15 protein-coding genes and 1 tRNA gene are annotated in these 13,333 nt (G+C 73.7%); 7 read left to right on the top strand and 9 right to left on the bottom strand.

Annotated elements, in window-relative coordinates:
• Positions 1–267: 267 nt before the first annotated feature.
• Positions 268–1,017: a DUF6338 family protein gene (locus RM844_RS18305; protein WP_311668326.1), complete on the top strand. Its 750-nt coding sequence runs from the start codon at positions 268–270 to the stop codon at positions 1,015–1,017.
• A 141-nt stretch (positions 1,018–1,158) separates the two neighbouring features.
• A complete protein-coding gene (locus tag RM844_RS18310) occupies positions 1,159–1,359 on the top strand; it encodes a hypothetical protein (RefSeq protein WP_311668327.1) in 201 nt (66 codons plus the stop codon).
• Positions 1,360–1,377: 18 nt separating this feature from the next.
• Here the strand turns inward: RM844_RS18310 and RM844_RS18315 are convergent, their stop codons facing one another.
• The gene (locus RM844_RS18315) at positions 1,378–2,670 is read right to left on the bottom strand and encodes a hypothetical protein (protein ID WP_311668328.1); all 1,293 of its coding nucleotides are present in this window, start codon (positions 2,668–2,670) and stop codon (positions 1,378–1,380) included.
• A 209-nt stretch (positions 2,671–2,879) separates the two neighbouring features.
• Here RM844_RS18315 and RM844_RS18320 point away from each other — a divergent pair, with 209 nt between their 5' ends.
• From RM844_RS18320 to RM844_RS18340, 5 genes are all read left to right on the top strand, one after another.
• Complete coding sequence (locus RM844_RS18320; protein WP_311668329.1) at positions 2,880–4,754, top strand: glycosyl hydrolase; 1,875 nt, start codon at positions 2,880–2,882, stop codon at positions 4,752–4,754.
• A 150-nt stretch (positions 4,755–4,904) separates the two neighbouring features.
• Entirely contained in the window at positions 4,905–5,330 is a 426-nt protein-coding gene (locus RM844_RS18325; protein ID WP_311668330.1) for a MerR family transcriptional regulator, read from the top strand.
• Between the two features lie 46 nt (positions 5,331–5,376).
• Positions 5,377–5,775 (top strand): thioredoxin family protein, encoded by a 399-nt coding sequence (locus RM844_RS18330; protein ID WP_311668331.1) that lies wholly within the window; start codon positions 5,377–5,379, stop codon positions 5,773–5,775.
• A 54-nt stretch (positions 5,776–5,829) separates the two neighbouring features.
• Positions 5,830–6,342 carry a GNAT family N-acetyltransferase gene (locus RM844_RS18335; RefSeq protein ID WP_311668332.1) on the top strand — a complete coding sequence of 171 codons (513 nt, stop codon included), beginning with the start codon at positions 5,830–5,832 and terminating at the stop codon, positions 6,340–6,342.
• A 146-nt stretch (positions 6,343–6,488) separates the two neighbouring features.
• A complete protein-coding gene (locus RM844_RS18340) occupies positions 6,489–8,423 on the top strand; it encodes a protein kinase domain-containing protein (RefSeq protein WP_311668333.1) in 1,935 nt (644 codons plus the stop codon).
• A gap of 28 nt (positions 8,424–8,451) precedes the next feature.
• Here RM844_RS18340 and RM844_RS18345 read toward each other — a convergent pair whose 3' ends face one another.
• The 8 genes from RM844_RS18345 to moaC all read right to left on the bottom strand — a co-directional run bounded on the left by RM844_RS18345 (position 8,452) and on the right by moaC (position 13,329).
• Positions 8,452–9,462 carry an HNH endonuclease gene (locus RM844_RS18345; RefSeq protein WP_311668334.1) on the bottom strand — a complete coding sequence of 337 codons (1,011 nt, stop codon included), beginning with the start codon at positions 9,460–9,462 and terminating at the stop codon, positions 8,452–8,454.
• 85 nt (positions 9,463–9,547) lie between these two features.
• A complete protein-coding gene (locus RM844_RS18350; RefSeq protein WP_311668335.1) occupies positions 9,548–9,928 on the bottom strand; it encodes a VOC family protein in 381 nt (126 codons plus the stop codon).
• A gap of 71 nt (positions 9,929–9,999) precedes the next feature.
• Positions 10,000–10,245, bottom strand: a complete 246-nt coding sequence (locus RM844_RS18355) for a hypothetical protein (protein ID WP_311668336.1) — start codon at positions 10,243–10,245, stop codon at positions 10,000–10,002.
• A 129-nt stretch (positions 10,246–10,374) separates the two neighbouring features.
• A tRNA-Ala gene (locus RM844_RS18360) sits at positions 10,375–10,448 on the bottom strand.
• Between the two features lie 73 nt (positions 10,449–10,521).
• Positions 10,522–11,493, bottom strand: coding sequence for a divisome protein SepX/GlpR (sepX, locus tag RM844_RS18365; RefSeq protein ID WP_394814541.1), 972 nt, complete (start codon positions 11,491–11,493; stop codon positions 10,522–10,524).
• 161 nt (positions 11,494–11,654) lie between these two features.
• Positions 11,655–12,371 (bottom strand): GNAT family N-acetyltransferase, encoded by a 717-nt coding sequence (locus RM844_RS18370; RefSeq protein WP_311668338.1) that lies wholly within the window; start codon positions 12,369–12,371, stop codon positions 11,655–11,657.
• Positions 12,368–12,853: a MogA/MoaB family molybdenum cofactor biosynthesis protein gene (locus RM844_RS18375; protein WP_311668339.1), complete on the bottom strand. Its 486-nt coding sequence runs from the start codon at positions 12,851–12,853 to the stop codon at positions 12,368–12,370. The genes RM844_RS18370 and RM844_RS18375 overlap by 4 nt, the downstream gene beginning before the upstream one ends.
• Positions 12,850–13,329 carry a cyclic pyranopterin monophosphate synthase MoaC gene (gene moaC, locus RM844_RS18380; protein WP_311668340.1) on the bottom strand — a complete coding sequence of 160 codons (480 nt, stop codon included), beginning with the start codon at positions 13,327–13,329 and terminating at the stop codon, positions 12,850–12,852. Before moaC ends, RM844_RS18375 begins: the two co-directional genes overlap by 4 nt.
• Positions 13,330–13,333: the final 4 nt, after the last annotated feature.

Raw genomic sequence — 13,333 nt, forward strand, 5'->3', positions numbered from 1 at the left:
CCACCCCCAACTCGCCGCTGTCGGCATGGTATCGGCAGCCTCTGACGGAGTGGGCGCGACGCGGGCCGGGAACGTGAGGGAACGTCACGGATGGTCACCGTCCGCAGGACGGTTGTCGGTGGCAGGCGTTACGATGGGCGCCAGTTGGTCACGCTCGGTGATGTTCGGGGTGGGGTGCGGATGCCCGCCGCCCGGCGCGTCGGGGGCGGGCGGGAGCGGACGCGGGTGGGGATGCCCGCCGGTCCGGGGGAGAAGGGGAGGTGCCGGATGGGTCAGTCGCCCTCGACGGTCGTGCAGTTGGCGCTGCTGGCGCTGGCCGTGCTGCCGGGCGCGGTGTACCAGTTCCTGCGGGAGCGCTTCCGCGGGCCGGTGCCGGGCGAGCGGGAGTTGGGCGAGCGGGTGCTGCGCGCGCTGGTCGCGTCCATCCTGCTGGACGCGGTGTACGCGCTGTTGGCCGGCCCGGCCCTGCTCCGGCTGCTGCGCGGGGCGGACGGCCGGGGCTGGGACGGCGTGCTGGAGCGGCCCAGGATGGCGGGGCTGTGGGCGCTGGTGCTGCTGATAGCCGTGCCGGCGCTGGCCGCCGGCCTGGTCTCCTGGCGGGAGCGCCGTCGTTGGGCCGCCCGCTTCCAGGGCACGCCCACCGCCTGGGACCACATGTTCCGGGCCCGGGGCTCCTGTTTCGTGCGCATCCGGCTCAAGGACGGTCGCTGGGTGGGCGGTTGGTACGGCGGGCGCTCCTACGCCTCTTCCTATCCGCACCCGCCGGAGATCTTCCTGGAGTCGGCCTGGCGGATGCGCGCGGACGGTGGCTTCGAGCGGCGCGTCGCGCACACCGCGGGCCTGCGGGTGCTGGGGGAGGACATGGACGTGCTGGAGTTCCTCTCCCCGCCGCCGCCCGCTGCCGCCGCCCCGGCGCCGCCGCCCGCTGCCGCCGCCCCGGCGCCGCCGCCCGCTCCCGGGGAACCGGCCCTCCCCGGGCCGGCGTCACCCACACCGGCGCCGCCCGTCGCCCCCTGAGCGGCGGCGCGCCGAGCCGGCGCGAGCCCCGAGCGGGCCCGAGCGGCACGAGAACGGTCGAGTGACCGCGCTGACCGCCCGGTCCCGGGCGCGGCCGGCCGTACCGCACACCGGCGAGCGACACGATCGAGAGGAGAGCCCATGGCGGCAGGACAGGTTCCGGACGAGGAGGGACTGACGCCCCGGGAGTTGGCCTCGCTGGTGGACCCGGCCGAGGTGCGGGGGTACACCCCCTACGACCGGGTGCCGGAGCCGACGGAGGCGCCCGACGACCCGGCCAGCCCCTCGCCGGTCCCGGTCACCGACGCCGGCGCGGGACGGTCCGACCCGTCCGACGGCTGACCCGGTGCGGCGGGCCGGTCAGTCCGCGACAAGGTCGGCGGGCAGCAACTGCTCGGTGAGCAGCCGCCGTACCCGCGCCGCGCGCCGGTCCCCCGCCAGCCACGTGTCCAACAGCCGCCAACCGTGGAAGTAGCCCAACACGTAGAACGCCATCCCGGTGGACCCGATCGAGGACAGCGCCAACCGGGCCTCGTCGTCGCTGAGCAGCGCCCACCGGGTCAGGTAGGCGATCAGCTCGGGCTCCGGTCGCCCCTCGGCGGCCAGCAGCGCGGCGTTCCCCCAGGCGCCGAAGAAGACGTTGCGCGCCCGGTGGATGGCCGCGAAGTCGCTGCCGTCGCCGGCGATCCCGGCCGGGCGCAACACGTGGTCGGTGAGCCAGCGTTGCGCCTCGTCCCCGGGGAAGACCAGTTCCTCGGCGTGCAGCCCCAGCCCCTCGCTGAGCACGAAGGACGGTCCCGGCATGAAGCGCACCCAGTGGTCCAACCGCTGCCGCCCGTGCAGCAGTTCCCGCTCCTTCAGGACGGACTCGGCGATGTGTCCCGGGTGCCCCTCGTGCGCGACCACGTAGCAGAGGTCCGCCAGTTGGAAGGGCAGGTCAGCGTTGACGTAGAGGGCCGAGTCCACGCCGCCGGCGTGGTGGCCGGCGGCCCGGTAGCCGACCCCGGAGACCAGCTCCACCGACACCCGCTCGTCCGCCGGCAGGTCCACCAGCGCGCCGGTCCGCCGCCTGGTCTCGGCGATGGCCGACGACAGCAGCTCGGCCCGCCGGCCGGTCTGGTCCGCCGGCAACAGGTGGGCGGCGTCCCAGGCCCGGAGCCGCTCGCCGAGCGAGCCGCGGCCGGCCGGCAGCGCGGTCGCCAACCGGTCATGTTGTTCGGCGAAAAGCTCCTCGGGCAGCCAGTCGACGGTCACCCCCAGACAGGTGCTGGCGTATTCGGGCAGCGGCGGTCGCGCGCCGGCCAGCCAGTCGGCCGCCGCCCGGAGCGCCGTCAGCTGGGCCCGCAGATAGCGCCGGCGCGCCGGGTCCGGCCACGGAACGCTCTCCACCAGGGCGTCCGCGTCGGCCACCAACCGTCCGGCCGGCGGCGGCTCCTCCGCGGCCACCCGCGCCGACCAGGCGGCCGGCCCCCGGTAGATCAACACCGTGCCGCCGTCGGCGGTGAGCCGCCGGTCGATCCGCAACGCCAACAGCGCGTAGTCCCGCACCCACTCCCGCTCCGCCTCGCCCGGCAACCGGGCCCACAGCCCGATCGCCGGGTCGCTCCGTGTGCCGTCGTCTCCGGTCCTCGACCGGTCCACCGTGCCAGCCATCGCCAGCCTCCCCTTCCGTTCGTCGCCGTCAGCCCGGCTCCGGGCCCCGCGTCCCCGCGTCACGGCCGCCCCTGGCGGTCGGCCCCGCGCACCCGCGGCCCCGCGCCCCCATCACCCCGCGCCCGGGGCGGCCGACGGGGCGGGCCCGTCCGGTGCGGACGAAGCTAGCCGTACGGTGGTTCGTACGGTGTACGAAAGGAGTGCCGCGCATGTCCCACCCCCGGCAGCCCGCCATCTGGTTCTCCGACGAGCCACCGCCCAAGCCCCGCCTCTCCCGCGAGCGGATCGTCGCCGCCGCCGTCGAACTGCTGGACGCCGAGGGTGTGTCGGGTTTCTCGATGCGCCGACTGGCCGGCCGGGTGGAGGCCGGCGTGATGTCGCTCTACGCCCATGTGAGCAGCCGGGAACACGTGTTGGACCTCGCCTACGACCAGGTGGTCGCCGAGCTGCCGGTCCCCGCCCCACCCACCGCCGAACGTGACCCGGCCGCCCGCAGCCCGGCCGCCGAACGGGCCCCGGACGCCCCGGGCCAGGCGGTCCGCGCCCCAGCCGCCGGGGTGCCAGGCGGGCGGAGTCCGGACTCCCCACCCGGGGCGGCCGGTTGGCGGGCGACGCTCACCCGACAGCTCACCGCCAGCCGCCAGCTGATGCGGCGCCACCCCTGGGCCGCCGCGCTCGCCGCCACCCGCCCCCTGCTCGGCCCCAACTCCCTCGCCAGGTCCGAGGAGTTCTACGCCCAACTGGCCAGGGCCGGGCTCCGTGGCCCGGCCTTGCTGGCCGCCGTCGGCGCCCTGACCTCCTACACCCAGGGCTTCGTCGCCAACGAGAACATCTGGCGCGACCTGATCCACGACCCGGCGGACGAGACGGAGTTGCGCCGGCGGGCCGCCGCGTTCGTGGCCAGCCGGGCCGACAGCCACCCGGCCCTCGCCGAGCACGCACAGCTGGACGTCGACGACTTCGACGCCCAGTACGCCCTGGGGCTGGAGATCATCCTCGACGGCGTCGAGGCCCAGGCCGCCGCTCGGCGCGGGCAGCGCGCCCCCTCCCCGGCACCGGCCCCCGCCCTGCCCTACGATGCGCCGACGAGCGGCGATAGCGTGCCGACCATGCCGAACGATCCCGCCCAGCCCACCACCCCGATACCGCCCGTCACCCCAGGGGCCAGCGCCGCCGCGCGCGGACTCCTCGACCTGCTGTACCGCGTCTCCGGCGAGACGACCCTCTCCGGCCAGCACAACCAGCCGATCCACGGCTCCGCCTGGACCGAGCGGATCACCGCCATCACCGACCGGGTGCCGGCCGTCTGGGGCCAGGAGATCGGCTTCTCCGCCCCCGGCACCCTGGACGGCGTCGACCGCCGCGCGGCCAACGTCGAGGAGGCCGTCGCCTGGCACCGGCGCGGCGCCGTCATCACCTACACCTGGCACGCGGTCTGTCCCGCCGACGACGAACCGGTGGAGTTCCAGGGCGGCATCATCCGGGACTTCCCGCCGACCGAGTTCGACTCGGTACTCGCACCCGGCTCCCCGCTGCACACCCGCTGGTGCGCCCAGGTGGACGCCGCCGCGGCCGTGCTGCGTCAGCTCGACGAGGCCGACGTGCCGGTCCTGTGGCGGCCGTACCACGAGATGAACGGCCCCTGGTTCTGGTGGGGCGCCCAGCCAGAGCGGCTGGTCGCGCTCTGGCGGCAGCTCTTCGACCGACTGGTCAACCACCACGAACTGCGCAACCTGGTCTGGGTCTGGAGCCCCAACGCCGCCTACGACAGCGCCACCCCGTTCGCCCCCTACTACCCGGGCCACGACGTGGTGGACGTGCTGGCGATGGACACCTACGGCGGCCACTACGAGCCCGAGCACCACGCCAGGCTGCGGGAGCTGGCCGACGGCCGGCCGCTGGGCCTCGGCGAGATCGGCGACCTGCCACCGGCCGAGGTGCTGACCGAGCAGCCCGACTGGACCTGGTTCATGGCCTGGCCCGACGTGGTCACCGACCGCAACTCGGACGAGGTCATCCGGGCGTTCTTCCAGCACCCCAGGATCAGCAACCTGCCCGATGTCGCCGCCTGGCGCGTCGACTGACACCTCCGCCTGGCGCGTCGACCGACGCGTCCCGTGGGCCCCGCCCGCCGGGGCCCACGCTGGCGTTGACGCCGACGTCAGGGGCTACCGTCGGAGACGTACCGGCTCGCACGGCCCACCCGGGCCGCGCTCGGCACGGAAGGGAGCCCCATGCGGATCGGTGAACTGGCGGCGCTGGCCGGCACCAGCCCCCGCGCGCTGCGCCACTACGAGTCGCTTGGGCTGCTCACCGCCCGGCGCGACCACCGCGGCTACCGCACCTACGACGAGGCGGACCTGCGGCTGCTGCGGCAGATCCGCACCCTGCAGGACTTCGGCTTCGGCCTGGAGGAGACCCGCCCCTTCGTCGAGTGCCTGCGCGCCGGCAACCCCAGCGGCGACGTCTGTCCCGCCTCGCTCGCCACCTACCGCGCCAAGCTCGCCGAACTGGACGCGGTCATCGGCGAGTTGAGCGCGGTCCGGGAGACGGTTCGGCGCCGACTCGGCCAGGCGGAGGCGGCGGTCGCCACCGAGCCAGGCTGTGCCTTCTCACCGCCCGCCGCCCGGGCCGGGCCGGCTGAGCCGCGCCGCGGCTGACGGCCGCCCCCACCCACCCGCGACCCGACACCGAGGGAGCTTCGCCATGCCCGAAACCACCACCGCCACCGCCTGCACCGCCACCACCAGCACCGCCCCCGCCCCGGCCGCCTCGCCCGTGGACGGCGCCGTCACCGAGGTCACGGACGCCACCTTCGCCACCGAGGTGCTCGCCGCCCCGCTGCCGGTGCTGGTGAAGTTCACCGCCGACTGGTGCCCGCCCTGCCGGATGATGACCCCGGTGCTCGCCGAGCTGGCCGCCGAACGCGCCGGCCGGCTGCGGATCGTCACCCTGGACATCGACCACAACCCGCGGACCACCGTCGGCTACGGGGTGCTCTCCGCGCCCACCCTGATGCTCTTCCGAGACGGCCAGCCGATCCGAGCCGTGGTCGGCGCCCGGCCCAAGGCCCGCCTCGCCGCGGAGTTGGACGCGGCGCTCTGACCGTCCCCGGCCGACACCGGGCCGGGGCCGCGCGCACCGCGTAGCGTTCTGCCCATGACCGAACTCACCGGCGCCCTGGTCGCCCTCCGCCCCACCACCCGGGAGGACATCCCCGAGCTGGCCGCCATCAGGTCCACCCCCGAGGTGCGGGCCTGGTGGCGCGGCGGGGACGACCTCGCCGCCGAGATCGCCGCCGACCTCGACGACCCGGCCCTGCACTCGTTCACCGTCCGGCACCAGGGGCTGACGGTCGGCCTGGCCCAGTGGTACGCCGAGGACGAACCCGACTACCGGCACGCCGGCATGGACCTCTTCCTCGCCCCCACCGCACACGGCCGCGGCCTGGGCACCGACACCGTCGCCACCCTGGCCCGCCACCTCGTCGACGACCACGGCCACCACCGCCTGGTCATCGACCCCGCCGCCGCCAACACCGCCGCGATCCGCTGCTACACCAAGGTCGGCTTCCGCCCGGTGGGCATCATGCGCGACTACGAACGCGGCGCCGACGGCACCTGGCACGACAGCCTGCTGATGGACCTCCTCGCCACCGAACTGCGCCGCTAGGACCCCGGGTACCGCCGGCGCCGGCGACATCCTGGGCGTCTCCCGGGCATCGGCTGGTATTCCCCGCCCGAGTCAACTCCCCGCTGCCACAATCGGACCGGGGGCCATGGGAACTGGCGAGCGAGCGGACAGCTGGGGGAAGCGGCATGGTGCGGCGCGGAACGGAGCTCGGCGGCCGGTACCACCTGGTCGCGCGGATCGGCGGCGGCGCGATGGGCGAGGTCTGGCGCGCCGACGACAACGTCCTCGGTCGGCACGTCGCGGTGAAGGTGCTGCGCCCCAAGCTCCTCGACGACCCCACCTTCGTCGCCCGGTTCCGCCGCGAGGCCCGGGTCCTGGCCACCCTCAACCACCCCAACATCGTGCAGGTCCACGACTACGGCGAGAACCAGCCGGCGGACGACGACGCCGAGGCCAGCGTCGCCTACATCGTCATGGAGCTGGTCGAGGGCCAGCCGCTGGAGCGACTCGCCACCGAGGGCGCGCGGATGGCGCCCGCCCGTGCCCTGGGGATCGCCGCCGAGGCCCTCGACGGGCTGCACGCCGCGCACCAACAGGACATCGTGCACCGGGACATCAAGCCCTCGAACCTGATGCTGTCCACCGAGGACCGGGTGAAGGTGACCGACTTCGGCATCGCCCGCGCGGTGGCCGGGGCCAAGCTCACCGACTCGCGCACGGTGCTGGGCACGGCGCTCTACATGGCGCCGGAACAGGCCGAGGGGAAGGGCGCCGTGCCGGCCTCCGACCTCTACTCGATCGGCGTCATCTGCTACCAACTGCTCACCGGCGGGCTGCCGTTCACCGGCGACTCGGCGGTGGAGATCCTGCTCAAGCACATCAGGCGACCGGTGCCCGCGCTGCCGGACGACCTGCCGGAGCCGGTGCGCGCCTTCGTGCTGCGGGCGTTGGCCAAGGAGCCGGACCAGCGGCACGCCAGCGCGGCGGCGATGGCCGCGGCCGCCCGCCGGGCAGCCACGGGCGAGCCGGCCGACGACCCGCCGCCCGCGGTGGTCATCGCCGGCCCGGACGCGTCCGAGGCCGCCACCGAGGTCGCCCAGACCGCCGATCCCGGCGACGCCGAAGCCCCCGCCGCGCCCGTCGCCGAGCCCGCCGCCGTCGAGCCCGGGACCGAGCCGCCGGGCCAGGACAAGCAGGACGAGGGGGCGGAGGAGAAGGCGAAGGACGAGGGGAAGCGGCGGCGCCGCGTCCCGCTCGTCGTCGCCATGCCGATGGTCGTCGTGGTGGGCGTCGGCTCCACCCTGTTCGCCGAGCGCCTGCCCTGGAACCCGGGCGGTGGCGGAGCCCCCGAGTCGGCCCCCTCGCTGCCCGTCCCGCGGGACGGCGAGACACCCGAGGACGAGCCCACCGACCCGGCCGAGGAGGAGCCCACCGCCGACGAGGACCCGGAGGACACCGAGGAGGACGAGTCGGCCACCGACCGGGGCACCGACGACGAGGAGACCGGCGACGACCCCCAGGAGAACGCCGACGTCGCCGGCGGCGGGGTGGCCAACCCGGGCGGCGGCACCAACTCCGGTGGCGACACGGGCGGTTCCGACGGCTCCTCGGGCGGCTCGTCCGGAGACTCGTCCGGTGGTTCGTCCTCCTCCGGCGGCACCCCGGCCGACCCGCCGGACGAACCGGACGAGCCGGACGACCCACCCGCCAACCCGGGCGGCCCACCCCGGGGCTGCGGTGGCGACAACTGGGGCCACCTCACCAGCGTCGGCGACGGCCTGCGCGTCGGCCTGGTCTCCGACCAACCCACCGACAACACCGCGGTGATCATGGGCGGCCACACGGCACTCGGCTGGGTCCGCTCCGACGCCTTCGGCAACGACCTCAGCCCCTGCAACGAGGACCACCCGATCCTCACCACGAGCTTCACCAACCCGGACCACCTGGTGATCCGCGGCAACCTCAGCGGATTCTGGCAACTACAGAGCGCCGGCTCCGGAGCCCACTACGTCCGCGACATCACCGGCCGCTGCCTCACCAACAACGGCGCCGGCGAACAACTCATCATGGACACCTGCATTAGCAACAACCGCTACCAACAATGGCACCTCCCGGGCTGACCAGCCCCGCCCACTGCATCGAACCGGCCTACCGTCCGCCGCTCGCGCGGCGCTGTTCGACGATGATGCGCAGCTCCTCAGGGGTCGACCACGGCGTCTTTCGGTGAATCACGCGGTGGCAGTTCGCGCATATAAGCGCGAGGTCCTGGAGCCTCGTCCGACGCTCGCCAGCCACGTGCAGAGGCACGACGTGGTGGCACTCTATGTAGCCGGCTCCGCGCTCCCCATACACCTCCTCAAAGTCGAACCCGCAGGCCTCACAGCACAACTGGCCGCCCGCCGCTCGTACCGAGTCGATCTTGCGTTGGCGAAGCTTGGGGTTCCGCTCCCGGACTCGATGCTGACGCAGGAGCAAGCGCCCTTCGGGCGCGCTGTAGTCGTCAAGCTCTTCGTCATCGGCGACAGGCAGCGCCTGGAGTGAACCTGACGAGAGGCCCTGCCGGATGAGATCCGCTGCCTGGGTCATCTCAGCTGGCCGGGCAAGGAACTCATGCAGCACCGCAACATCCAGCGCGCCGCCGTTCGTTGGCTTACCGGTGTACTCCGGATGCCGCGTGGCGATGTCGAAGGTCTTGCGAGCCACTCCATTGGCATTCCGGAACTTGTCGTTGCGACTCGCTTCCGCATGGATGGGGAGCAGCTGAAGGAGTGCCGAGAGGTCGCCAACCCGAGGATCGTGTGCTTCCAGTCCGCGCCAGCCGTTGGACATCACCAACTGGCAGGCCAGGATGATTTCATCGCGCGCCCACGCCGGATTCTTGACGACCTTGACCTTGAAGCCGGCCCCGATGAGCTGGCTGGCCGCGTGATCCCGGGCCTTCGCGTACTCATGGGGCGACAGGGCCGCGCCCGGGTCTGCACTCCACTGATGAGCGGCTCCAGCGATCGCAGCAGAGTCGTACTCGCGCCTTTCGTGTATCAGCACATGCGACTTTGCCAGGTCGTAGCCGTACTTTGCGTGGAAGGCTTCCCGGCCCAACTCGTCGTGCTCGTGCAGGGCCTTGAGCACCGCGTCCCGTGTGATGTCACCGATTGGCATGCCGGAAAGGTACAAGCTGCCACTGACAATCGAGTCGAGGGAACACGGGCCCACATGGTCGCGCTCGTCAGCCCCGCCCACTGCGTCAGGGCCAGACGTTGGCCCGGGCGCGGAACTCCTCGGGGGCGGTCTCCACGGGCAGCACGCACATCAGGTGGCCGCCCGGGGCGCGGAGCACCTGGCACTCCTGCCACCGCGACACCCGCTCCGCGCCGAGCGCGAGCAGCCGGGCGGTCTCCGCCTCGACGTCGTCGGTCTCGATGTCGAGGTGGATGCGTGGCGCGTCGTCGACCGCCTGTACGGCGGTGACCAGCCCGGGGAGCGCCCGGTGCAGCGTGGTGTACTGCGGCGCCGCCGGGTACGGCTCGGCGGTGGCCCCGAGCGCCGCCGCCCAGAACGCGGCGGCCCCCGCCGCCTCCGCCTCGGGAACGTCGATGATCACGGCATAGGTCCGGCTTCGGTGCATACCTCATCCCTTCCACCCGGCGCCCGGCCGCACCCACCTACCCTGGACATGGACGGCCACCGGCGTCGGCCTCAGGAGTCGGGCACCGGCTCGATGACATCGGCCCATCCGCGCTCGCCCCAAGGGCTCCCCACGACGCCGAGCCGCGCCGCGACGAAGTCGCCCAGGGACCGGACGTCCACGGTGCCGAGGTCGTCCCCGGGCCACCACACCGACTCGCACTCGACGCAGAGCAGGAACCCCACCCCGTCGGACCTGAAGCGGTAGGCCCGCGGCCACTCCTGCCAGCAGCACGGGCAGCAGGAGGAATCGGACACCCGCCGCACTCTACCGGCCACCGTCCACCCACCACTGCCCGCGGCAACGCCGAAGCCCCCGCCGACGTGACGTCGGCGGGGGCTTCCGCTGTCCGTTCTACCTGGTCTAGTGAACGGCCCTTGTCGCTGTGGACCTGAGGGGATTTGAACCCCTGACCCCCTCGTTGCGAACGAGATGCGCTACCAGGCTGCGCTACAGGCCCCTGTGGACACCAGGACTCTAGCACTCCGAGGGGGGTGGGCCGAAATCCGCACGGGCTCCCCAGGGGAACGGGACTACTCGCCCGCGGCTCGGCGGTGGTCGTCGTCGGCGTACTGGTCGAAGAGCGGGGTGCGCTGCGGCCCGGGGGGCTCGGCCCGGGGGGCCGGTGGTGCCTGGGGGGCGCTGGCGGTGGTGGAGCGGGCCGCGCTCCAGGTGTCGGGGGCGTCCAGGTCCACGCCCCGGGAGGTGCGCGGCGCGACCGGCGCCTTCACGTAGGTGGGGAGGGGGACCGGCGCCGGGTCCCAGCTCCTGGCGGCGTCCTCGGGGACGGGGCTCTGGTGGCGCTGCTGGTCGTCGACCCACTCCGCGTGGTCGGTCTGCTCGACGATCGCCCGGGCCGGCTTCTCCGGCACCGCCGCCGCGTTCGCCTGGGTGCGTTCGCGGAGCCGGCGGGCGGCCTCCTCGGCGCGACGGCGGTCCACCGCCACCGCCCAGCGGCGCCGTTCCTGCTTGCGCAGGTGGACCATGTACGCGACGAGCAGCAGGCCGGGGATCGCCGGCAGCCACAGGTAACCGGTGCTGGTGGAGACGGCGAAGATGCCGGAGAAGGTGAAGGCCAGGAAGAGCACCATGGTGGTGCGCCGCCGGCGCGCGAGGACTCTCGCGCGCTGCGGGGTGGGCGGCTGCGTCCCGGCGGCCGAGGCGGCCCCCTGGGCGGCGCCGGACGGTGCGCCGCCCGCGGCCGGGGTGGGCTGGGAGGCGGCGGCCGGCCGCGCCGTGGTGACGGGCTCGGCGAAGGCCCGGAGGTCGACGGACCCGTCCGGGGTGGCGGGCTCGTCGGGGTCACCCGGGCCGTGCTCCGCTGTGTCCCCCTGCTCGGCCGGTGCCGGCGCGCGCTTACCGCGCGTCAGCAGCCGGATGGCGGTGCTGAAGCGTTCCGTCGGACGCGAGTCGTTCAACTCGTCCTGCCGGCGGAGCCACATCGGCACGAGGTACGCGGCCCAGGCCCCGACGATCATTGCGAAGATGAGGCCACTGCTGCTCACGGTCACACCGTAGAGGGGTTGGCGGGGGTCCATCTGCCAAATTGGGCGGTGTGTCGCACGATCAGGCGGTCATCCGAGAGCTTTCGTCGGATTGTTATGAAGTCGTCCACGCGTTCGGCTATCCGCGTGGCCTTTTTCACTCCGAAATTCGAACACGTTTCTTATTTGTGTGATGAGTCTTCCGGCGACCCGGACGAACCGGACGAACCCGCGGTGTCCGGGGCCTCCGTGGCCGCCGAGGCGTCCGCCGGGCCCGGGGTCGCCGTGCCGGCGCCGGTCTGGCGCAGCCGGCGGGACAGCAGCCCCTGGGGCACGTCCTCCGCGCTCAGCGCGAAGATGAGATGGTCCCGCCAGGCGCCGTCGATATGCAGATAGCGGGGCCGCACGCCTTCTTCACGAAATCCGAGCTTCTCCACCACGCGCCGGCTCGGGCCGTTCTCCGGACGAATGCAGATCTCGATCCGGTGCAGCCCCAGCACGAAGAAGCAGTGGTCGACGGCGAGCGCCACCGCCGTCGGCATCACGCCCCGCCCCGCGACCGACCGGTCGACCCAGTAGCCGATGTGCGCGGCGCACATCGAGCCCCAGGTGATCCCCGCCACCGTGAGCTGCCCGGCGAGCCGTCCCTGGTAGGTCACCACGAACGGCAACATCCGCCCCGCCTGCGCCTCGCCGCGCAGATGACGCACCATCTGCCGGAAGGTCGGCCGCCGCGGCGCCAGGTGTCCGTGGGGCGGGGGCGGAATCGTCGCCTCCCAGGGGCGCAACCACTCGCGGTTGCGCTGGTTGACCTCCCGCCAGGCACGGTGGTCACGCTGCCTGATGGGTCGCAGACCGACCTCGCCGGCCACCAACTCGACGCTCCAGTGGGCGTTCACGACGGGTGGTCGCCGCCCCGTAGCTGGTCAACCGCGTGTCTCAGCAGCGGCGCGAGCACGGCCAGCCCGTCCCGCACGCCGCCGGTCGAGCCCGGCAGGTTGACGATCAGGGTGCGCCCGGCGACCCCGGCCAGCCCACGGGAGAGCACGGCCGTCGGCACCTTCTCCCGGCCGGCGGCCCGGATCGCCTCGGTGATGCCCGGCACCTCGTAGTCGAGCAGCCGGCGGGTCATCTCCGGGGTGGCGTCGGTCGGCGAGATCCCGGTGCCACCGGTGGTCAGCACCACGTCGTACCCCTCGGCCAGCGCGGCGCGCAGCGTCTCGGCCACCGGCTCCCCGTCCGGCACCACCACCGGCCCCTCGACCGTGAACCCGCACTCGGTCAACCCGGCCACCAGCAGCGGCCCGCCGGTGTCCGGGTAGACGCCGGCGGCGGCCCGGTTGGAGGCGGTGACGGCCAGCGCCCGGTACGGCTCGCTCACCGCTCCCGGCTCCAGTCCCCGGACGCGCCCCCGGTCTTCGCCTCGACCCGGACATCGGTGATGACCGCGGCCTTGTCCACCGCCTTCACCATGTCGACCAGGGTGAGCGCGGCCACCGAGACCGCGGTGAGCGCCTCCATCTCGACGCCGGTGCGGTCCGTGGTGCGCACCTCGGCGGCGATCTCCACCGCGTCGTCCGCGACCCGCAGGTCGACGGTGACGCCAGAGACCGCCAGCGGGTGGCAGAGCGGGATCAGCTCGGGGGTGCGCTTGGCGCCCATGATGCCGGCGATCCTGGCGGTCGCCAGGGCGTCGCCCTTGGGCATCCCGGCGCCCCGCAGCAACGTGACGACCTCGGGGGTCACCAGCACGCGGCCGGTGGCCCGCGCGGTGCGGGTGGTCGTGGCCTTCTGGGTCACGTCGACCATCCGAGCCGCCCCCGAGTCGTCGAGGTGGCTGAGACGTGGGCTGTTCATGACC

The sequence above is a fragment of the Streptomyces chisholmiae genome, from assembly GCF_031845445.1.
GTDB classification, from domain to species: domain Bacteria; phylum Actinomycetota; class Actinomycetes; order Streptomycetales; family Streptomycetaceae; genus Streptomyces; species Streptomyces chisholmiae.